This window comes from Gordonia sp. DT101, from assembly GCF_049844895.1.
GTDB lineage: Bacteria > Actinomycetota > Actinomycetes > Mycobacteriales > Mycobacteriaceae > Gordonia.
On sequence record NZ_JBNCLX010000005.1, the window covers coordinates 259728 to 279431 of the forward strand.

The 19704-nt window shown below is 66.8% G+C and carries 17 protein-coding genes; 10 read left to right on the forward strand and 7 right to left on the reverse strand.

The annotated features are described in order from the left end of the window. Nucleotides 1-75: 75 nt before the first annotated feature. From ACLQ3I_RS18790 to ACLQ3I_RS18800, 3 genes are all read right to left on the reverse strand, one after another. Nucleotides 76-486, reverse strand: coding sequence for a VOC family protein (locus ACLQ3I_RS18790; RefSeq protein WP_425794373.1), 411 nt, complete (start codon nucleotides 484-486; stop codon nucleotides 76-78). A 5-nt stretch (nucleotides 487-491) separates the two neighbouring features. Beyond that, nucleotides 492-941: a helix-turn-helix transcriptional regulator gene (locus ACLQ3I_RS18795; RefSeq protein WP_425803908.1), complete on the reverse strand. Its 450-nt coding sequence runs from the start codon at nucleotides 939-941 to the stop codon at nucleotides 492-494. 111 nt (nucleotides 942-1052) lie between these two features. Further along, on the reverse strand, nucleotides 1053-1739 hold the full coding sequence (locus tag ACLQ3I_RS18800; protein WP_425803911.1) for an HAD family hydrolase: 687 nt from the start codon (nucleotides 1737-1739) through the stop codon (nucleotides 1053-1055). A gap of 131 nt (nucleotides 1740-1870) precedes the next feature. On the opposite strand from ACLQ3I_RS18800, the gene ACLQ3I_RS18805 reads away from it, so the two are divergent. Both ACLQ3I_RS18805 and ACLQ3I_RS18810 read left to right on the forward strand, forming a co-directional pair. Next, entirely contained in the window at nucleotides 1871-2833 is a 963-nt protein-coding gene (locus ACLQ3I_RS18805) for a TIGR03557 family F420-dependent LLM class oxidoreductase (protein ID WP_425804054.1), read from the forward strand. A 204-nt stretch (nucleotides 2834-3037) separates the two neighbouring features. After that, nucleotides 3038-4567, forward strand: coding sequence for a catalase (locus tag ACLQ3I_RS18810; RefSeq protein WP_425803913.1), 1530 nt, complete (start codon nucleotides 3038-3040; stop codon nucleotides 4565-4567). Nucleotides 4568-4603: 36 nt separating this feature from the next. Here the strand turns inward: ACLQ3I_RS18810 and ACLQ3I_RS18815 are convergent, their stop codons facing one another. Beyond that, nucleotides 4604-5338, reverse strand: coding sequence for a hypothetical protein (locus ACLQ3I_RS18815; protein WP_425794377.1), 735 nt, complete (start codon nucleotides 5336-5338; stop codon nucleotides 4604-4606). A gap of 247 nt (nucleotides 5339-5585) precedes the next feature. On the opposite strand from ACLQ3I_RS18815, the gene ACLQ3I_RS18820 reads away from it, so the two are divergent. The 4 genes from ACLQ3I_RS18820 to ACLQ3I_RS18835 all read left to right on the forward strand — a co-directional run bounded on the left by ACLQ3I_RS18820 (nucleotide 5586) and on the right by ACLQ3I_RS18835 (nucleotide 12597). After that, the gene (locus ACLQ3I_RS18820) at nucleotides 5586-7457 is read left to right on the forward strand and encodes a peroxidase family protein (protein WP_425803916.1); all 1872 of its coding nucleotides are present in this window, start codon (nucleotides 5586-5588) and stop codon (nucleotides 7455-7457) included. Nucleotides 7458-7477: 20 nt separating this feature from the next. Beyond that, nucleotides 7478-8587: a catalase family protein gene (locus tag ACLQ3I_RS18825; protein WP_425803919.1), complete on the forward strand. Its 1110-nt coding sequence runs from the start codon at nucleotides 7478-7480 to the stop codon at nucleotides 8585-8587. An 86-nt stretch (nucleotides 8588-8673) separates the two neighbouring features. Then, complete coding sequence (locus ACLQ3I_RS18830) at nucleotides 8674-11265, forward strand: LuxR C-terminal-related transcriptional regulator (protein WP_425804056.1); 2592 nt, start codon at nucleotides 8674-8676, stop codon at nucleotides 11263-11265. A gap of 54 nt (nucleotides 11266-11319) precedes the next feature. Then, nucleotides 11320-12597 carry an esterase/lipase family protein gene (locus ACLQ3I_RS18835; RefSeq protein WP_425803921.1) on the forward strand — a complete coding sequence of 426 codons (1278 nt, stop codon included), beginning with the start codon at nucleotides 11320-11322 and terminating at the stop codon, nucleotides 12595-12597. Here the strand turns inward: ACLQ3I_RS18835 and ACLQ3I_RS18840 are convergent. The 3 genes from ACLQ3I_RS18840 to ACLQ3I_RS18850 are packed head-to-tail and all read right to left on the reverse strand — an operon-like array spanning nucleotide 12584 to nucleotide 15392. Further along, on the reverse strand, nucleotides 12584-14206 hold the full coding sequence (locus ACLQ3I_RS18840; protein ID WP_425803924.1) for a thiamine pyrophosphate-binding protein: 1623 nt from the start codon (nucleotides 14204-14206) through the stop codon (nucleotides 12584-12586). The two genes, ACLQ3I_RS18835 and ACLQ3I_RS18840, sit on opposite strands and share 14 nt — an antisense overlap. A 21-nt stretch (nucleotides 14207-14227) precedes the next feature. Further along, the gene (locus ACLQ3I_RS18845) at nucleotides 14228-14998 is read right to left on the reverse strand and encodes a cyclase family protein (RefSeq protein WP_425803927.1); all 771 of its coding nucleotides are present in this window, start codon (nucleotides 14996-14998) and stop codon (nucleotides 14228-14230) included. Between the two features lie 28 nt (nucleotides 14999-15026). Beyond that, a complete protein-coding gene (locus ACLQ3I_RS18850; RefSeq protein ID WP_425794384.1) occupies nucleotides 15027-15392 on the reverse strand; it encodes a nitroreductase/quinone reductase family protein in 366 nt (121 codons plus the stop codon). A gap of 81 nt (nucleotides 15393-15473) precedes the next feature. On the opposite strand from ACLQ3I_RS18850, the gene ACLQ3I_RS18855 reads away from it, so the two are divergent. Genes ACLQ3I_RS18855 through ACLQ3I_RS18870 form a run of 4 tightly spaced genes read left to right on the forward strand, consistent with a single transcriptional unit; the run spans nucleotide 15474 to nucleotide 19703 of the window. Further along, nucleotides 15474-16592: an NAD(P)/FAD-dependent oxidoreductase gene (locus tag ACLQ3I_RS18855; RefSeq protein ID WP_425794386.1), complete on the forward strand. Its 1119-nt coding sequence runs from the start codon at nucleotides 15474-15476 to the stop codon at nucleotides 16590-16592. A gap of 45 nt (nucleotides 16593-16637) precedes the next feature. After that, entirely contained in the window at nucleotides 16638-17669 is a 1032-nt protein-coding gene (locus ACLQ3I_RS18860; RefSeq protein ID WP_425803929.1) for an LLM class F420-dependent oxidoreductase, read from the forward strand. A gap of 17 nt (nucleotides 17670-17686) precedes the next feature. Then, nucleotides 17687-18589 carry a DUF1295 domain-containing protein gene (locus tag ACLQ3I_RS18865; protein ID WP_425794390.1) on the forward strand — a complete coding sequence of 301 codons (903 nt, stop codon included), beginning with the start codon at nucleotides 17687-17689 and terminating at the stop codon, nucleotides 18587-18589. Then, complete coding sequence (locus tag ACLQ3I_RS18870; RefSeq protein ID WP_425803932.1) at nucleotides 18582-19703, forward strand: FAD-dependent oxidoreductase; 1122 nt, start codon at nucleotides 18582-18584, stop codon at nucleotides 19701-19703. Before ACLQ3I_RS18865 ends, ACLQ3I_RS18870 begins: the two co-directional genes overlap by 8 nt. Nucleotide 19704: the final 1 nt, after the last annotated feature.

Genomic DNA, 19704 nt, shown 5'->3' on the forward strand with positions numbered 1-19704 from the left:
TGTCGGGACGAGTGTCCCGAACTCGTCGTCGGTCAGGCGTCCCTCGCGGAACCTGCACATGGGGATTCCCGCCGATCAGCTGAGTTGGTTGATCCTGATCAGATTACCGGACGGATCTCGGAATGCGCAGTCGCGCACACCATATGGCTGATCCGTCGGTTCCTGGAGGACCTCGGCGCCGCTGGCCTCGAGTCGCTCGAACAGCCCGTCGAGGTCGTCGGTGGCCAACGTGATCGCGCCGTAGCTGCCCTTGGCGATCAGTTCCAGGATCGTCCGGCGCTCCTCGTCGCTGATGCCCGGATCCGCGGCAGGCGGATGGAGCACGATCGACGTGCCCGGCTGATTCGGAGGCCCGACGGTGAGCCACCGCATCCCCTCGTAACCGACATCCTTACGGAGTTCGAAGCCGAGGACGTCCCGATAGAAGGCCAACGTCGCGTCCGGATCGGTCTGCGGCAAGAAGGTGTACTGAATGGTGATGTTCATGGAGATCACCGTAAGCGCGACTCGGTGGCCTGTGCTTCTCGATTCCTGATCGGTCTCGTGACCTGTTTCGCCAGGCACGCCGGTATGCCGTCGGTGATGTCGCCGTCGTGACGCTTGTAAGCGCTCGGCGACATCCCCACCAGTTCGGTGAACCGCGTACTGAAGGTACCGAGGGACGAACATCCGACCGCGAAACAGATCTCGGTGACACTGAGGTCGCCTCGGCGCAGCAGCGCCATCGCACGCTCGATCCGCCGGGTCATCAGATACGAATAGGGCGACTCCCCGTACACCCGGCGGAACTCGCGGCTGAGGTGACCGGCGGACATATGCGCTCCGCGGGCAAGGGACTCCACGTCCAGCGGCTGCGCATACTCCCGATTGATGCGATCCCGGACCCGGCGGAGTCGGGCGAGGTCACGTAGGCGCTGATCGTCAGAAGACGTGCTGGTCACGTATACGATCGTGCCACGTCGGAGTGCGAATGCCCAGCACACTCGGTCTGCATGAGGTGCCGCGGACGATCGCCCGAGTCGCGAGATCGGCTGTGGGGGCGATGCGAGTTGTCAAGGTATCCAACCCTGTTCAGCGAGGGTATGAATCGAATCGACGACCAGCGTCGCGCCGGCATCGGCCAGCTCTGACTCGGAGAACCCCCCGGTGCGGACCGCCACGCAAGCCGCCTGCAGACGACGCGCCGACTCGATGTCCCAGATCGTGTCCCCCACGACCACTGCGTGATGCCCGTCCGCGAGTTCGAGTGCGGTGGCGAGGATGTCGGGCTCGGGCTTCGAGTTGTCCACGTCCTCGGCCGACGTCACCGCCGCGAATTCGCCGCGGGTCATCCCAAGGGAATCGATCGCGGCATCGGTGAACTCGGCGGCGCCCGATGAGGCCAAGGCCACCTTGAGGCCACGGTCGGTGAGCGCGTGGACCAGTTGTCGGGCACCCGGAAGTGGCCGGACCTCGGGCAGCAACTCGCGGTATCTGTCCGCCCATTCCGCGCGCAGAGCGCTGCCGAGGCGGCGCTCCACATCGTCACCGCAGACCTCCCCAACCAGGAGGTCGCCGCCCATGCCGATGGTGCGATGCACCCGCCACCAGGGCGGCACGAGGTCGTGGGCGGCGAAGGCCCGCATCCATGCCAGAGCATGCAGATATGTCGAATCGACGAGGGTACCGTCGACATCGAGTAGCACGGTGTCGACCGCGGCACCGGTGCCGATCGGTGAAGCAGTGTCCGAACCGTCCATGTGAGCCTCCTGGTTTGGCCGCCGATCACGTACTCGTCGTCCAGCGTCTCAGGAATCCCGGACAACCGCCCAAGCAAAGGAGCGAGACCGTGACCGCTACGCCTTCGGCAACACAATTCGGATACACCTTGATGACCGAGCAGGCAGGACCCAAGGACCTCGTTCGGTATGCGATCGACGCGGAGCGCGTCGGATTCGATTTTGAGGTGTCGAGCGATCACTTCTTTCCCTGGTTGTCGTCTCAGGGCCACGCGCCGTACGCGTGGAGTGTGCTCGGCGCGGTCGCCCACGCGACCGAGAGAGTCGGATTGATGACCTACGTGACGTGCCCGACCATCCGCTATCACCCGGCGATCATCGCGCAGAAGTCCGCCACTCTGCAGATTCTCGCCGACGGACGCTTCACCCTGGGGCTCGGAAGCGGGGAAAACCTGAACGAACACGTCGTCGGCATGGGGTGGCCGGGCATCGTCGATCGACAATCCATGCTGGTCGAGGCCCTTGAGATCATTCGGGACCTGCATGACGGCGGACTCGTGGATTTTCGTGGAGAGCATTTCCAGGTCGATTCGGCGAGGATCTGGGATCTTCCGGACGACCGGGTGCCGATCGGCGTCGCCGTGTCCGGGGAACGTGGAATCGGCGAGTTCCGCCCGCTGGCCGACCATCTTATCGCCGTCGAACCCGACGCCGGCATCGTCGAGCAATGGAACGGATACGGATCCACCGACACAGTCGGTGTGGACAGCCGGGCGATCGGGCAGATCCCCATCTGCTGGGACCCCGACCGTGATGCTGCGGTCACCCGCGCCCACGACCAGTTCAGATGGTTCAGTGGCGGCTGGGAGGTCAACGCCGATCTTCCCACCACTGCCGGATTCGCTGCGGCAACGCAATTCGTGACCCCTGCGAACGTTGCGGATGCGATCCCGTGCGGGCCCGATCTCGATGCGATCGTCGACGCCGTCCGGCCGTATTGGGAAGCCGGTTTCACCGATATCGCACTCATCCAGATCGGTGGAGAGTCGCAGGACGCGTTCCTGGCGCAGGCAGCTGGCCCCCTGCTCGAGAAGCTCCGCACCGCCGCCGGGTAGAAACCCGCGGTGATGGCGGCCCCAAGATGGTCGCCTGATTCCTACTTCTCGAATAGTGCTGTGCAACAATGACTTATACTTTCCGTCACGACGTAGACGGCGCGATTCGGCTTCGCCTGACGCGGAGCTGGCGTAGGCTCACCGCAGGACCTGAAGCAGTTCGGGTGCCACAGCCCACAACGGATCGACCTTTTCGGAGGCGAAATGTCCGACAAAAATTCCGTGTACACGACGCATGATTCAGGGGCGCCGGCCGGGAGCGATGAGCATTCGCTCACCGTCGGGGCAGGCGGTCCCATCGTCCTGCACGATCACTATCTGATCGAGCAGATGGCGCAGTTCAACCGGGAGAGGATTCCGGAACGACAGCCACATGCCAAGGGCAGTGGCGCCTTCGGCACGTTCGAGACCACCCACGACATCTCCGAGTTCACCAGTGCCGCACTGTTCCAGCCCGGCACCAAGACGGAGATGGTGGCGCGGTTCTCCACCGTCGCCGGCGAACGGGGCAGTCCGGACACCTGGCGCGACCCTCGTGGGTTCGCCCTGAAGTTCTACACCTCCGAGGGCATCTACGACATGGTCGGCAACAACACGCCGGTCTTCTTCGTCAAGGACCCGATGAAGTTCCAGCACTTCATCCGTTCGCAGAAACGTCGTGCCGACAACAATCTTCGTGATCACGACATGCAGTGGGACTTCTGGACCCTCTCACCAGAGAGTGCCCACCAGGTAACGTGGCTGATGGGTGACCGCGGGATCCCGAAGACGTGGCGGCACATGAACGGTTACACCTCGCACACGTACCTCTGGGTCAACGCCCAAGGAGTCAAGCACTGGGTGAAGTACCACTTCATCACCGATCAGGGCGTCGAATGCTTCACCCAGCACGAAGCCGACCAGATGGCGGCCGCCGACACCGACTTCCACACGCGCGATCTCTTCGAGTCGATCGAGCGCGGCAATCACCCGAGTTGGACGCTGAAGGTGCAGCTCATGCCGTACGACGACGCGGTCGGCTATCGGTTCAATCCGTTCGACCTGACCAAGGTGTGGCCACATGGCGACTATCCGCTGCACGAGGTCGGGAAGATGACCCTGCACACCAACCCGACCGACAATCACGCCCAGATCGAGCAGGCGGCGTTCGAACCCAACAACGTGGTCCCCGGCATCGGGTTCAGTCCCGACCGCATGCTGCTCGGTCGGGTCTTTGCCTACGCCGATGCCCACCGTGCGCGTTTGGGTGGCAACTACAAGCAGATCCCGGTGAACGCTCCGCGCAACGAGGTGCACAGCTACACCAAGGACGGTCACATGCGGATCGACCCGGTGACCGACCCGGTGTACGCGCCGAACTCGAAGGGTGGCCCGGCGGCGGTGTACGCAGGCCAGTCCGAACCGCAGTGGGCGGCTGATGGTGACATCGTCCGCAGCGCTTACGTCGACCACCCGGAGGACGACGACTGGGGTCAGGCGGGCACGATGGTCCGTGAGGTATTCGACGACGCTGCCCGCGAGCGGTTCGTCGACAACGTGGTCGGGCACCTGCTCAACGGCGTCTCCGAACCGGTCTTGGAGCGGGCGTTCGAGTACTGGTCGCGAGTCGACCCCGACATCGGTGCGCGGATCAAGTCGGGCGTCACCGAGAAGCGCGACGAGCCGGACCCGAAGGTCGACGAGCAGGGCAATCCGGCGCGGACATCGATGCAGGAGAAGGTGCGGGCGGGCTGATCGTGAGGCCCGCCAGGGCCTGCGCGTCGCCACGTATCACTCACCGGTGAGGCTGGCGAGCACCCGTTCGGTCTTCACCTCGGTGTCGGCCGGCTGAAGGCCGCGGGCGCGGATCGAGCGTTCCAAGGACTGTTGTCGCGCGGCGGCGCGAGCCTCGAACTCTTCGAGGCTCTCGCCGTCGTGCGGGCTGATTTGTTCACACAGCTCGAGGAGATCCACATCGCCGACGGTCCACCTCTCGATGTCCACCGTGCATCGGTCGATGGTGATGTCCGACCAGGTGGTCGAGGAGATGGGCCCCAAGGCACGCAGGTGGTCGATGGGTACCCCGACCGGCGTACAGGTGACGACGAATTGACGCTGTGCAGGGTCGAGCACCGACAACGGGTCCGTTCCGACGGCCATCTCGGCGGCGAGTGATCCCGGCGGCCGTCCGCAGACCGCCGATGCCGCGAGCACGCGGTGTGTTCCGCTCCAGTCCCAACCCAGGCGGTAGCTCACTGCGTCGGTGTCGAACGGATGAGTCCAGGGTTTGGCGAGCTGACCCTGACGGCACGGCCGGAGCTTCACGGTCAGATCATCGACATCGCCGCTGCGGATACGGATGATCAGGTGGTTGCTGAGCAGCGGAAACGGCGACTCTGTGACCCCTGGGCGGACCTCGGCGAACCAGATCTCGCGATGCCGGCCCTGTTGATGTGTCAGGTCCAGCGCGGATAGTGCCCGGGATGGGTCGTCGAGGTTCACCTTGATGTCGATCGGTGCGATCACACCTGCCGCCTTTCTCTGCCAGAAGCGCGACGGGTGATGATCGACCCGGGCACGTGACCATCCTGTCTGCCCTGATCGTGGCCGACGCGAGTAGGCGACTACCTCATTTCAGGTACCGAAACGCCCGCCTCTCCAGTGGTCGCGCCGCTCCCCCGGGTCGCTCTGTCGTCGGCAACGAGTAGTCGATTACTCATGCCGAGTTCGTGATCGGACCACATACTGGTCGCAGAACATTCCGGGTGTCCGGATGTCATCGCGACGCGAAGCGGAGGTGGGCGTGCCCCGGTGGGTGTGGTTGGCGCTGTTGATGGCGTCGAGTGGTGCTGATCGAGAACCGTCACCGGACCGGCGAGGTCCGATCACCCGAAATCTGGCCCATGCCGCCGAAGTGGTGGATCGGGCAGTCGGATGGCCGACCCTGTGGCGCCCGGTCGGTCTGGCAGTCCTCGTCGGCCTCCGCAGCCAACTGCGTGCCCTGAACCTGTACGACAGCGGTCGAGATCCCGACGAGCGGCCACCGCACTGGGATTCCCGAGCGCTGCGGGCCCGCCTGCCCGGCGGGACCCACAACGACCTCGACGCACCGCTGATGGGGGCGGCGTCGAGCAGATTCGGGCGCAACGTGCCCCCGGCGAACTCGTCTCCAGACAAAGCGCGACTCCTGGATCCGAATCCGCGGGAGATCAGTCAGCGCCTGTTCACCCGCGACGAGTTCCGGCCGGTTGACTCGCTGAACCTCCTTGCCGCGGCATGGATTCAGTTCGAGGTGCACGACTGGTTCAGTCACCCGGACGACGAGCAGGCGCCGCGCCGGGAGATCCCCCTGCCCGCCTCGGATGACTGGCCCGAAGAGCACCGTCCCATGAGCGTCCACCGGTCGGCGCTCGCGCCCGGTGCGGATCCCGATGCCCCACCGACCTTTGCGAACCGCGACACCCACTGGTGGGACGGCTCACAGATCTACGGAAGTCGACAGGACTATGCGGACGCGATCCGGTCAGGCGATCGGGGTCAGATCCTCCTGGCGGACAACGGACTCCCGCCCGCCGAGGCCGACACCCTGCTCGATCCCGACGGGCCGGTCGCGAACTTCTGGGTCGGCCTGGCCCTGCTGCATTCGTTGTTCCTGCGCGAACACAACGCGATCTGCCGACGGCTGGCCGCCGCCTACCCGTTCATGACCGATCAGCAGCTCTACGACACCGCGCGGCTGGTCAACACGGCGTTGATGGCCAAGATCCACACCATCGACTGGACTCCGGCGATCATCTCGCACCCGACCACGGTTTCCGCCATGCGCGGCAACTGGTTCGGCCTGCTCGGCGAGCGGTTCGCCCGCAGGTTCGGCCGGGTGGCCGAGAGCGAGGTGCTGTGCGGCATCCCCGGCAGCACGACCGACCACCACGGCGTCCCCTACTCGTTGACCGAGGAGTTCGTCGCCGTCTACCGGATGCACTCACTGCTCCCCGACGAGGTGAAGATCCGCGACATCGACGGCAACCGGCCGCAAGCGGTTCACGCACTGGACGAATTGCTCGCCGAGCACGTCCGCGATCGTCTGGCGGAGACGTCGATGCCGGATCTCCTCTATTCCTTCGGCCGTGCGAAAGCGGGCGAGCTGACCCTGCACAACTACCCTGCCGCGCTGCAGCAGCTCGCCCGGCCGGATGGACGGCCGATCGACCTGGCGACCGTCGACATCTTGCGAGATCGGGAACGAGGGGTGCCGCGCTACAACGAGTTCCGCCGTCTGTTTCGCCTCCCTCGCATCGCCTCGTTCGCAGCTCTGACCGACAACGCCGCGTGGGCCGAGGAACTCGAGGACATCTATGGCGACATCGACAACCTCGACCTGATGGTCGGCCTGCACGCGGAACGTAAGCCCCCCGGATTCGGCTTCAGTGACACCGCCTTTCGGGTGTTCGTGCTGATGGCGTCACGACGGTTGTCCAGCGACCGATTCTTCACCACCGACTTTCGTCAGGAGATCTACACCGAGGTGGGCATGGCCTGGGTGCGCGACAATTCGATGCGTTCGGTCCTGTTGCGCCACTTCCCCACCCTGGCACCGGCTCTCGCAGGTGTCGACAATCCGTTCGCACCCTGGCCGGGCCGATGACCCGAGAGGACAGCAGCACGATGACCAGCACGACGACGTACGTGCCCTACGACCCCGACCTGGAGCGCCCGAAACCCGACGAGGACACCTACATCGACAAGATCGTCGGCAGCCTGCGTGGGAACAACGAACGCGCGTATCGCAAGACCAAACGCGGTCTGCGCGATGCCCATGCCAAGAGCCACGGAATACTTCGCGGCACACTCGAGGTCCACGACGAGCTGGACGATGAACTGGCACAGGGACTCTTCGCTCATGGCGGCCGGAGTTTCGACATCATCACGAGACTGTCGAGCACGTCGGGCGCCATTCGCAGTGATCAGATGCGAGGTGTGCGCGGTCTCGGCATCAAGGTCCTCGGTGTGGGGGGCGAGCGGGCACTCCCGGACGACACCGCGATGACCCAGGACTTCATCATGGTGACCCACCGGGACTTCCTGTTCGCCGATGCCGAGGCGTACTACAAACGGGGCATGCCCACCGCCTGGGCTCTGGCTCGTCTCCCGGACCCAGCACTCAAGATCGGCAGCGAACTCCTGGCAGGCGTCGACAAGCGTCTGCTATGCCCCATCGGCCGGCCGCTCCCGGAGAGTCTTGCCGTCTTCGTCCGACCGAACACCCACATCCTGGGCGACACCTTCTATTCGTCGGCTCCCCTTCGCTACGGCGAGTACGTGGCCCGGATGGCGTTCGTCCCGTCGTCGCCGGAGGTGCATGCGCTGGCGGGGATGCCCGTGGACGACGGCACCGGAGTCAACGCGTTCCAGGACATGGTGGTCGACTTCTTCTCCTGCCACGGCGCCGAATACGAACTGCGGGTCCAACTCTGCGCAAGCAGCGACCGCCGGTGGATCGAGGATGCGACCTTCGACTGGCCGGAGGACGTGTCGCCACACCGGACGGTCGCGACCATTCGATTCGCCCAGCAGGACCCCTACACACCCGAGCGACGGGCCTACGGCGATGACGTGTTGTCGTTCAATTCCTGGCGCGGGCTCGACGCGCACCGGCCGCTGGGGTCGATCAACCGGCTGAAGCGGAAGGTCTATGACGCGTCGAGTCAGTTTCGCCACCAGGTCAACAACGCGCCGATGAGTGAACCCGCCGACGCGGGCGATCTGCCCGAATGAGCACCCTCAGCGGTATGCCCGACGAGGACGAGGGACTGCGCCGAACAGTCACACCTGACCGGTCGTCCGATCTATACTCGGCCCCCATGGGAGGCCGCTGGCAGCTGCTCGGTCGACCGACCGAAGACCATGCCCTTCGAACCGCGCTGACGAGTTCCGATGGCCGCGGTGTGGTGCTCGTGGGCGCCGCAGGCGTGGGTAAGACAACGTTGGCGCGGACCGTGGCCGGAGCCCTGGGCGTGCCTGTTCAGTGGGCTGCCTGCACGGAATCGTCGCACGCGATCCCACTCGGCGCGTTCGCGCCCTGGGTGCAACCGATCGCATCACGAGACCCGATCGCGGCCCTCGTGTCGGCACGGGAAGCTCTCCTGGCCGAACCCGGCACCATCGTCGGTGTCGACGATGCACATCTGCTCGACCAGCTCTCGGCCACATTGCTCCACCAGATCGCCATCGAGCGATCGGCCCGCATCGTCGCGACGGTGCGCAGCGGCGAGCCGGTTCCCGATGCGGTGACGTCCCTGTGGAAGGACGGCTATCTGACGCGGATCGAACTGCAGCCGCTCGGCAAGGACGAATGCACCACGTTGGTCGAACGGGTGCTCGGCGGGACACTCGAGGGTCTGAGTGCGGATGTGATCTGGGAGTCCTCCGGAGGTAACCCGTTGTTCCTGCGGAATATGGTCGAAGGCGCCGTGGACGCTGGCACCTTGTCCGAGACCAACGGGGTCTGGCAGCTCCGTGGCCCGACCGCGGTGCCCTCGGGCCTCGTCGCATTGCTCGACGATCGCCTCGATCGCGCGGGTGAGGCGGTGATGGAGGCGCTCAAGCTGCTGGCGTTGTGCGAGCCCCTCGACATCGACACGCTCATCGAGCTGGTCGGGGCCGACGCGCTGGACGCCGCCGAGGTGCAGAATCTGATCCGCGTCACGCGGGACGGCCGGACCACCAACGTACGGTTCGTCCACCCACTCTACGGTGACGTCATCCGCCGCCGGATCGGCACGATGGCCGGCCGGAAGCTGCGCTCACGCATCGTCTCTCAACTGCGCGATCGGGAGTTCGGGTCGGCAGCCGACCGCATCCGGCTGGCCCGGCTGTGCGTCGACAGCGACCAGGAGATCGACCCGGGCCTGCTGATCTCGGCCGCCAAAGACGCAGTCTTCCTGGCCAATCTCCCGTTGGGAGAACGCCTGGCCCGAGCGGCATTCGAGCGTGACGGCGGACTCGCCGCGGGTGAACTACTGTCGCGGGCACTCCTCTGGCAGGGTCGCCCGGTGGAGGCCGACGACATCCTGGCCGGCTTCGACCCCGACGATCTGGACGAGCTGCAACTCGTGCAGTGGGGCGTGCCCCGCATGAGTTTGTTGTTCTGGTCGATCGGCGACGTCGTGCAGAGCCATCGGCTGCTCGAACTGATGCGGGACAGGGTCGACTATCCCGCGATCATGTTGGTCGTGGACGCCGCCGGCGCCGCAATGGCGGTGCACGAGAACCGGATCGCCGACGGTATCGAGGAGGCCGAACGGGTGCTGGCCCAGCCGGACGTGCCGAAGCAGGCCATCGACTTCGCGGCGTTCGCCGCCGGTCTGGCCATGCCGGTCGCCGGTCGCGGTCACGACTACGAACCGATCGCAGAGCGGTGCCGAGCCGAACAGAAGGCCACCGACGGGATGATCCGCGTCATGGTGCGGTACTGCGACGCCCTCGCGCTGACGATGGTCGGCGACCTCGTCACCGCCGAACAGCGGGTGGCCGGGTACACCGAGTTCTCGTCATCGGGACAGTTCCTCGGATGGGCCATCGCCAAGATCATGTCCGGTCTGGTGGCGACCTACCGCGGGTGCTTCCGCGACGCGATCTCGTCGATCGAGCAGGCTCTCGCCGCCCTCAACGCCGAGACGTCGCTGCCCTGGCGGCTCCCCGCGCGACTGCTGCTGGCCCGTGCCTACGCTGCCCTCAACGATGTGGCGGCGGCCGAGCGCGTGCTCGACGACGCCGAGGAGCACGTGGGATCGCATGTGGCGCTGCATGAGCCGCAACGCATCATCGCCCGCGCCTGGGTTGCCGCCGCCGGCGGGAGCGATCGCTCAGCGGTCGAACTCGCGCGTACCGCAGCCGATGTCGCCCACGACAGTGGGCAGTTCGCCCTGGAAGCCGAGGCCCTGCATCACGCCGCGAGATTCGGTGACCGCACCGTCGCGGACCGTCTGGCCGCCGTCGCACCCGGGCTACAAGGAGTCGTGGCGCGCCTTTACGCACGGCACGCCGTGGCGGTCGCCGACGCGGACGCGGCGGCACTCGACGAGGTGAGTCGAGATTTCGAGCATGCCGGCCTGCTCCTCTCGGCCGCCGATGCCGCGGCCCAGGCGGTGGCGTTGCACGAGCACGCCGGGCGTCGCGGGAAACGCGCGGAGTCGAGCGCGCGTGCGCTGCGCCTCTCGAAGATCTGCGACGGGGCGACCAGTCCCGCGATCCGACTGGCCGCCCGACCCTTGCCGGTCACCGCGCGGGAACGGGAGATCACGGCATTGGTGGCCCAAGGGCTGACCAACCGCGAGATCGCCGAACGCCTCACGGTGTCGGTGCGGACCGTGGAGGGGCACATCTACCGAGCGTCCATCAAGCTGGACGTCGCCGATCGGGACGCACTGGCCAAGATCGTCTGGGACCAATAGCAGCGACGATACGCAGCCCATCGGCACCTCGGTGCACAGATGTACACTGAGCCGGTGGCTCCTTTCGTCGATCGTCGCCAGGCTGAGCTCAGCGCCCTCGCCGGGCTGGCAGGGACCGAGCTCCGCCGGGCGACCACCGGTGTCGCCAAGGTACATGCGTCCATTGCCGACGGCGTGTTCGGCGGGTTGCGTATAGCGTTCGGACGTCGAGCCGACCCCGCCCGCATGGTCCACAACGCGTTCGCACTCGCGGCCTACAGCACCGCCGGAGGGTCCGCCGATCTCGTCGGGAAACTGGCCGGTATCGTCGCAGAGGTTCCGACGGCCGGACGCGCCCCCTCCGAGACCTCCGGTGGAGCCGTCGCCCTCGGCATCCTCAACGGCTTGATCGGCGACGAATTGTCCGAGGAAGCTTCACCATTGGCAGCCGGGATGACGATTCGTGTCGATGGCCGGGAGATCCCGCCGACCGCCGAAGCACTGCGGGCCGCGTTTCCCACTGCCGGTGGACACCTCACGGTGTTCCTCCACGGCCTGATGGAATCCGAATACGCCTGGGAGATCGGCGGCGGTCCCACCTACGGCCGACGATTGAGCGACGACATCGGCAGCACCGAGATCCGAATCCGCTACAACTCGGGTCGCCACGTGAGCGACAACGGCCGTCTGCTCGCCGATGTCCTGTGGGCCCTCGTTCTGCTGTGGCCGGTACCGGTGACCGATCTGTCGCTGATCGGTCATTCCATGGGCGGGCTCATCATCCGGAGCGCCTGCGAGCGAGCCACCCGAGAAGATCTGTATTGGGCAGCCCTGCTGAGGCATACGGTGTATCTCGGTACGCCGCATCTCGGCGCGCCGATGGCGAGGGGCGTGCATGCGGCCACCGCGGCCCTCGGCGGATTGCCCGTGACGAATCCGTTCGGCAATCTGCTCCGTAGGCGTAGCGCGGGGGTCCGCGACCTCTTTCACGGAACGCTCACCGAGGAGGGGTGGCGCGACGTCGAGCGCGATGTGCTCCGGCAGCCGCTGCCCGGTGACGCGCCTCTACTGCCGAACGTCCGCCATCTGTTCGCGACCGCGTCGGTGACCCGGAGCGCCGATCACCCGCTGGGCCGACTGTTCGGCGATGGACTGGTCCTCGCCGGCAGCGGACGCGGACAGAGCCGTTACCGCACAATCGGTTTGCGATCATCGGACGGCTTCCATATCGGGAGCGCGCATCATTTCACGCTGTTGAACCACGACGGCATCTATGCGTGGCTTCGTTCCGAACTGCGCCCGCGACGTGCCCTCGAGAGCCGTTCCGACGCATTCCGAATCAATGTCCGGTGAAGGCTTCGACCAGCCACCAGGCCCCGCCGTCGGACGCGATCTTCGCATCGATGACCAGCACGCCCGAGGGTGAATCGAGCCACGTGACAACGTCTGCCATGTCGGCGCGGCTTCTGACCGTCACGGCGGAGGCGCCGAATCCGCGGGCAACTGCGGCGATGTCGGTCTCCGGGAAGGTCACCGCACCGAGGTCGACGTCGGGGCCGAAATGGTGCACTTCGGCCCCGTAGGCGGCGTCGTCGTACACGGCGATCAGCATCGGTCGACCGAGCCGGACAGCGGTCTCCAGCTCCGCGATGCCCATCAGGAATCCGCCATCGCCTGCCGCAACCACAGCGAGCCGGTCCGGCCGTGCGAGCATGGCGCCGATCCCGCTGGACAGGCCGAGCCCGATGGACTGGAAGGCCTGGGTGAACACGAAACCGTTCTCGTCGGGGACCTGTAGGTAGGCACTGGGATAACCCATGAAGTTGCCGGAGTCGACCGCGACGACGCGCTCGAACGGTAGCGCGCGATCGAGTAGGTCGCTGAACACCCGCGGATCGATGTGGTCGGCCGTCGAGAGATCCGGTGTTGTCACGTCGTTCCAGCGTCGGGCGGTCGCCAGGCGTCCTGCGACCTCCACAGTCCGGTATCCGGTGCGCTCCTGCACCACCGTGTCGAGCAGATCATCGGCGGTCGCGCCGCAATCCCCGTGGATTCCCATGGTGATCGGACGATGCGTTCCCAGCGCGCTCTGATCGTCGTCGACCTGGACGACGGCCGTCCCGGCGCCGATGAGTGTTCCGTGCCGCATCGTCCACATGTTGAGTGCGCAGCCCCACCCCACGATCAGATCCGCGGAACGGATCAGCTCGGCGGTGAGTGGCGTGGAGAAGCCGCCGGAGATGCCGAGATCGAAATCGTCGCCACGGAACAAACCGTTGGCGACGGCGGAGGTCGCGACGAGTGCACCGGTACGCGCCGCGAGCTCGGCGATCCGGGCTCCGGCAGCACGGCCCCCACGCCCGGCCACGAACACCGGCCGCTCCGCCGCCTCGATCGCCTCCTGCAGTGCCGCAACGGAATCCGCGGACGGCCGAACCGGATCAGAAGTGCCTACGATGGCGACGGCATCCGGCGCGTCGAGCTCGGCGGCCTGGATGTCGAGTGGAAGACTCAGGACGACGGTACGCCTGCCCTGTACGGCAGTGCGATAAGCCCGTGTCACGTCGGCCACCGCAGAACCTGGTCCGTGGACACGGTCGGCGACGGCACCGACACTACGCACCAGAGCGTCCTGATCGATGGTGAAGTTCGAGAGCACCGCACCCGCCGCCGTGTCCGCGGCGAGCACCAGCATCGGGGTGCGGCTCTTGGCCGCCTCGGCGATGCCGGTCATCGCGTTCGTCAGGCCACAGCCCTGGTGCACCGACACCAGCGCCGGGACGTCGGCAACGCGGCCGTACCCGTCGGCCATCGACGCGGCGCCGCCTTCATGACGCGTGGCCACGAACGGCACACCGCGTTCCCGAAGGGCATTGGTCAGGACGAAGTTGCCGCTACCGACCACCCCGAAGCAGGTCCCGACGCCCAGGTCGGCGAGGGTCTGGGCGACGACGTCCGCCACGCACACCATGGTGTCGACCGATCAGGCCGGGACGAGGGCGAGAACCCTTGCCGGCGAGCCGGTTCCGCCCACGATCGGCAATGGTGAGACGACCAGCATCGCGCCGGAACGAGGAACGGCACCGAGATTCTGGAGCTGCGTCAGTCCGTACTTGTCAGCGCCGAGCAGGTGGTGATGGGCCGGGAAGATCGGGTCCATCGCCGCGGCCTGTCCGGCGTCGATGCCCACGGTCTCCACGCCGTATCCGGTGATGGGCGACGACGCCAGCCACTGCGCGGCCGCCACCGAGACACCCGGGCTGTGCGGGCCGTCGTCGTCGGCGTTGAGAAACCGGTCGGCGTCGGTGTTGAACCGACTCCATCCGGTTCGGAACAGGAGCCAGGCACCGTCCGGCAGCGGTCCGTTCTCGGCCACGTGGGCGTCGAGATGCTCTGGCTCCAAGAGGAAGTCCGGATCGGCGGTCACCTCGTCGGTGAAGTCGAGGAGCACGGCCGGGCCCACGAGACGACCCGGTGGGATCTGGTCCACGGAGCTACCGTCGCGGCCGGTCGCCCAGTGGCTGGGGGCATCGACATGGGTACCCGTGTGTTCACCGGTGTGAATGTTGTGCCAGCCCCAGAACGGTCCGTTGTCGTCGAAGTTGCTCACGGTCTCCAGGGACATCGAGATCGTGTTGGCGAAGGGCGGCGGCAGCTGCAGGACCGGCGTGGTCGGGCTCAGCGGCGCCGTGAGGTCGACGACCGACACCGAGCCGTCGGCGAGGGAGCTGAGAAGTGTGTCGATGGCGGTCATCGGAGATCCTCCGGGAGTTCGTGTGGTCTCAGTGGTCGGTGTCCACGGCGCTGTCGGTGTCCACGGCGATCCGGACCAGGACCTGGCCCTCGTCGTCGCGTCGACTGATCGCGTGTCCCGTGCGGGTCACACCGTCGGTCACCATGGTGACGCGGCCTCCCGCACCGGTGAAGTTGCGCCACCAGCTCTTCTTGTCCGGCATCGCCACCCCGACGACGATGTGGTCGCCGTCGCGGCGATAGCCCACCGGGAGCTCGAAGGTCTTGCCCGATGTGCGCCCGGTGTACCGGAGGACCATCATCGACCGGCCCAGGAGCGAGCTGAGACCCGGGAGCCGCAGCACCGGGGTCACGAGCTTGTTGACGATCGATGCTGTCTGCTGAAACCGGTTCACAGAGATCCCCTCGAGCGACGATGGCAGGTGTGGCCCAATCTAGTCTTCTCAGTGCCGGTCGGGCTCACTACCCTCGACATCGTGGTGGAGACTGTCGATGCTGTCGTCGTCGGCGCCGGTGTCATCGGCCTTGCCGTGGCCCGCGACCTGGCGCGCACCGGTCATGAGGTGCTCGTGCTCGAGTCCGAGAATGCCGTTGGCACGCAGACGAGTTCCCGCAATTCCGAGGTCATCCACGCCGGCATCTACTATCCGACGGGCAGTCGCAAGGCGACCGCCTGCGTCAGCGGACGAGAGCTCCTATACCGATACTGCGCCGACCGTGGGGTGCCGCATCGCCGTCTGGGCAAGATCATCGTCGCAACGGCAACTGACCAGATCGGTCGGCTCGACGAGATCGCGGCGCATGCGGCGGCCAACGGTGTCACGGATCTGCAGAAGCTCGATGCGTCGGGGCTGCACGCACTCGAGCCGCACCTCGCAGGCGTCGCAGGGCTGTTGTCGCCGTCGACAGGCATCGTCGACAGCCACGCCCTGATGCGGTCGCTGCGGGCCGACGCGGAGGCGGCCGGAGCAGGCGTCGCGCTCGGCAGCCGCGTGGTCGCGGGGTCGGTTCGGGAAGGTTCACCGATGACACTCGAGGTCGCCGATGCCGGGTCTCTCCGGTGCCGGGCGCTGGTCAACTGTGCGGGTCTCGGAGCATGGGACCTCGCCGGATCGCTCGACGGGTTCCCGACCGACCGGATCCCGGCACGCCGGCTGGCGAAGGGGAATTACTACGCGCTGTCCACGGGCTCGGCCCCCTTCCGGCGACTCGTCTACCCGGTGCCCGCAGATGGCGGACTCGGGGTTCACCTGACCCTGGATATGGCAGGTGCAGCGCGCTTCGGCCCGGACGTCGAGTGGACCGACCGCGTGGACTATCGGGTCGATCCCGACCGCGCCGACCGGTTCTACGCCGAGATCCGTCGGTACTGGCCCGGGCTCCGCGACGACGCGCTGGTGCCCGCGTACGCGGGCATTCGGCCGAAGCTGAGCGGTCCCGGCGAGCCCGCCGCCGATTTCCTCCTGCAGGGCCCGGCCGAGCACGGGATGCCCGGGTTGGTCAACATGTTCGGCATCGAGTCGCCGGGTCTGACGTCCTGCCTTGCCCTGGCCAGTGCTGTTTGCGAGACGCTGGGAGACGACACTCTAGGCTGAGGGCATCCGGCCCCTCCGGGCGGCGACGATCAAGACAGGAGCGATATGAAACTCGGTCTACAGCTGGGATATTGGGGTGCGCAGCCGGCAAAGAACCACGCCGAACTGGTGACTGCCGCGGAAGCTGCCGGCTTCGACAGCGTGTTCACCGCCGAGGCCTGGGGGTCGGATGCCTACACGCCGCTGGCCTGGTGGGGCTCGGCGACCGAACGCGTACGCCTCGGCACATCGGTGCTCCAGCTGTCCGCGCGGACGCCAACGGCCTGCGCGATGGCGGCCCTGACCCTCGATCACCTCTCCGGTGGGCGGCACATCGTCGGCCTCGGTGTCTCCGGCCCACAGGTCGTCGAGGGGTGGTACGGGCAGCGATTCGCCAAGCCGCTGGCCCGGACGCGCGAGTACATCGACATCATGCGACAGGTATGGGCCCGCGAGGCGCCCGTGACCAGCGCTGGACCGCACTATCCGTTGCCGCTCACCGGCGATGACACCACCGGACTCGGCAAGCCGCTCAAGCCGATCACGCACCCGCTACGCGCCGACATCCCGGTGATGCTCGGTGCCGAGGGGCCGAAGAACATCGCGCTGGCCGCCGAGATCGCCGACGGCTGGTTGCCGCTCTTCTACACGCCGCGCCTCGCCGACACCTACAACGAATGGCTCGACGAGGGCTTCGCACGGGAAGGGGCACGTCGGAGCCGCGACGATTTCGAGATCTGCGCGACCGCCCAGATCGTGATCACCGACGACCGGTCTGCCAGCTACGAGGCGATCAAGCCGTTCCTGGCGCTCTACATGGGCGGCATGGGTAGCGAGGACACCAACTTCCACGCCGAGGTGTACCGCCGAATGGGGTATGCCGAGGTGGTCGACGAGGTCACCGCCCTGTTCCGCGCCGGACGCAAGGATGAGGCGGCCCGCATCGTCCCGGACGAGGTGGTGGAGGATTCCGCGATCGTCGGCGACATCGCGCACGTCCGCGAGCAGGTCGCCCGCTGGGAGGCCGCCGGGGTGACGACGATGCTGGTGTCGCCCGGCAGTGTCGCCGAGGTCGAACAACTCGCGACCCTGAGCTGACGGCGGAGCACCGCATCATGTCGACCCTCGAAACGAGCAGCCGGACTCACGGCCTCGTCCGTATCACGATCGCCTACGTGGTGGCTGTCGCCGTCGCGGCGGTGTGGCTGATCTGGGGCCCCGCCACATCGGCGCTGTGGCTGGACACGCTGATCGCCGACCTCCTCGCGACGCTGGTGATCTTCGGGTTCAGTCGCCATTACCAGAACTCGAGTTTCTACGACGCCTACTGGAGTGTCATACCCCCGTTGATGCTGGTCTTCTGGTGGTGGCGAGGCGATCTCGGCATCGATGATCCCCGATCGTGGATGGTGACGATGGTGGTGCTGGTGTGGGCGATCCGGCTGACGGCCAACTGGGTGAGCACGTTTCCGGGTCTCCATCACGAGGACTGGCGTTACGGCCTGATCCGCGAGAACGCGGGACGCTGGTCGTGGCCGGCGGACCTGTTCGCGATCCACGTCATCCCCACCCTTCAGGTGTTCGTCGGCATGCTCCCGGTGTACGTGGCGGTCACCCGCCCCTCCGACGGCCCGTTCTGGCTCGTCGTCGTGGCGTTCGTGGTCGGCCTCGGCGCCGTTCTGCTCGAATCCGTCGCCGATCGGCAACTGCGGGTGTTCGCCGACCGCCGACACCCTGGTGAGGTCATGGACCGCGGCGTGTGGGGCTGGTCCCGGCATCCGAACTACTTCGGCGAGTTCTCGTTCTGGTTCGCGCTGGCACTGTTCGGTGTCGCCGCAGCACCGGCCGACGCATGGTGGCTGTTCGCCGGGGCGGTGGTCATGTTGGCGCTGTTCGAGGGAGCGAGTATCCCGATGATGGAGAAGCGCAGCCTCGAGCGTCGTCCCGGATACCAGACGGTCATCGATCGGGTGCCACGGTTCGTGCCCCGACCGCCGCGGTCGGCGTCACATGGCTGACGGCTCCACTGCCCGGCGGATCGTCGTCGCCGGGCTCGGTGACACCGGCATCCTCACCGCGATCCATCTGGCTCGCCACCACGACGTCGTCGGGATCTCGGTGAAACCAGGTCTCGTCAGCGGTCAGGAGGTCGGCAGCCGGATCGCCCGGCCGGACACCTGGCGCCGGGATTACTGGATCCCGTTCGGCAGATTCCGCGGGCTCGACGGTGTGCGCGTCGTCCACGGCACCCTCACCGGGCTCGACACGGCCGCACGCACCGTCGCCGTACGTCGTGCCGACGGTGACGCGGTTGTCGAGAGCTATGACGCCCTTGTCATCTCGACCGGGGTGCGCAACGGATTCTGGCGACAGCCGACGCTGCAGTCTGCTGAGCAGGTCGACGCAGACCTTGCGTCCACGCACGAGCGGCTGTCGTCTGCGTCGTCGGTGGCGGTGATCGGTGGCGGAGCCGCCGCAGTCAGTGCGGCAGCCAACGTCGCGGGCGTATGGCCGGGAAAAACGATTGATCTGTATTTTCCCGGCGATCGTGCACTCCCCCAGCATCATCCACGCGTCTGGCGTCACGTGCGTCGTCGGCTCGATCGACTCGGGGTGGCGGTGCACCCCGGGCACCGCGCGACAATCCCCGGCGGAGAAGCCATCGATCGGATCACCGCTGAACCGGTGAGCTGGTCAACCGGACAGCAGTCGACGCGCGCCGATGCGGTGATCTGGGCGATCGGTGCGGTCCGGCCCAACACCGAATGGCTCCCCGCCGATCTCGTCGACGACCGCGGCTTCGTTCGGGTCACCACAGATCTGAGGGTCCACGGCCGCGACGACGTCTTCGCGGTGGGGGACGTCGCCGCCACCGACCCGCTACGCAACTCCGCACGCAACCGCGCCGACCGGCTGGTGGCGCACAACGTGATGGCCTCGTTCGCCGGGCGACAGCTGCGCAGCTACCGGCCGCGGAGTCGACGCTGGGGATCGGTCCTCGGTGTCCAACCCGACGGACTCGAGGTCTTCGCGCCCAATGGCCGGCCCTTCCGGTTCCCGGCGTGGTCGATCGACTCGGTGCTCCAGCCGTGGATCGTTCGACGCGGGATCTATCGGGGGATCCGCGACTGAT

What these genes read in the sequence shown, in the direction of transcription:
- ACLQ3I_RS18790 (WP_425794373.1), bottom strand. Translation starts at nt 486, where the DNA reads ATGAACATCACCATTCAGTACACCTTCTTGCCGCAGACCGATCCGGAC.
- ACLQ3I_RS18800 (WP_425803911.1), bottom strand. Translation starts at nt 1,739, where the DNA reads ATGGACGGTTCGGACACTGCTTCACCGATCGGCACCGGTGCCGCGGTC.
- ACLQ3I_RS18805 (WP_425804054.1), top strand. Translation starts at nt 1,871, where the DNA reads ATGACCGAGCAGGCAGGACCCAAGGACCTCGTTCGGTATGCGATCGAC.
- ACLQ3I_RS18810 (WP_425803913.1), top strand. Translation starts at nt 3,038, where the DNA reads ATGTCCGACAAAAATTCCGTGTACACGACGCATGATTCAGGGGCGCCG.
- ACLQ3I_RS18820 (WP_425803916.1), top strand. Translation starts at nt 5,586, where the DNA reads ATGTCATCGCGACGCGAAGCGGAGGTGGGCGTGCCCCGGTGGGTGTGG.
- ACLQ3I_RS18825 (WP_425803919.1), top strand. Translation starts at nt 7,478, where the DNA reads ATGACCAGCACGACGACGTACGTGCCCTACGACCCCGACCTGGAGCGC.
- ACLQ3I_RS18830 (WP_425804056.1), top strand. Translation starts at nt 8,674, where the DNA reads ATGGGAGGCCGCTGGCAGCTGCTCGGTCGACCGACCGAAGACCATGCC.
- ACLQ3I_RS18845 (WP_425803927.1), bottom strand. Translation starts at nt 14,998, where the DNA reads ATGACCGCCATCGACACACTTCTCAGCTCCCTCGCCGACGGCTCGGTG.
- ACLQ3I_RS18860 (WP_425803929.1), top strand. Translation starts at nt 16,638, where the DNA reads ATGAAACTCGGTCTACAGCTGGGATATTGGGGTGCGCAGCCGGCAAAG.
- ACLQ3I_RS18865 (WP_425794390.1), top strand. Translation starts at nt 17,687, where the DNA reads ATGTCGACCCTCGAAACGAGCAGCCGGACTCACGGCCTCGTCCGTATC.
- ACLQ3I_RS18870 (WP_425803932.1), top strand. Translation starts at nt 18,582, where the DNA reads ATGGCTGACGGCTCCACTGCCCGGCGGATCGTCGTCGCCGGGCTCGGT.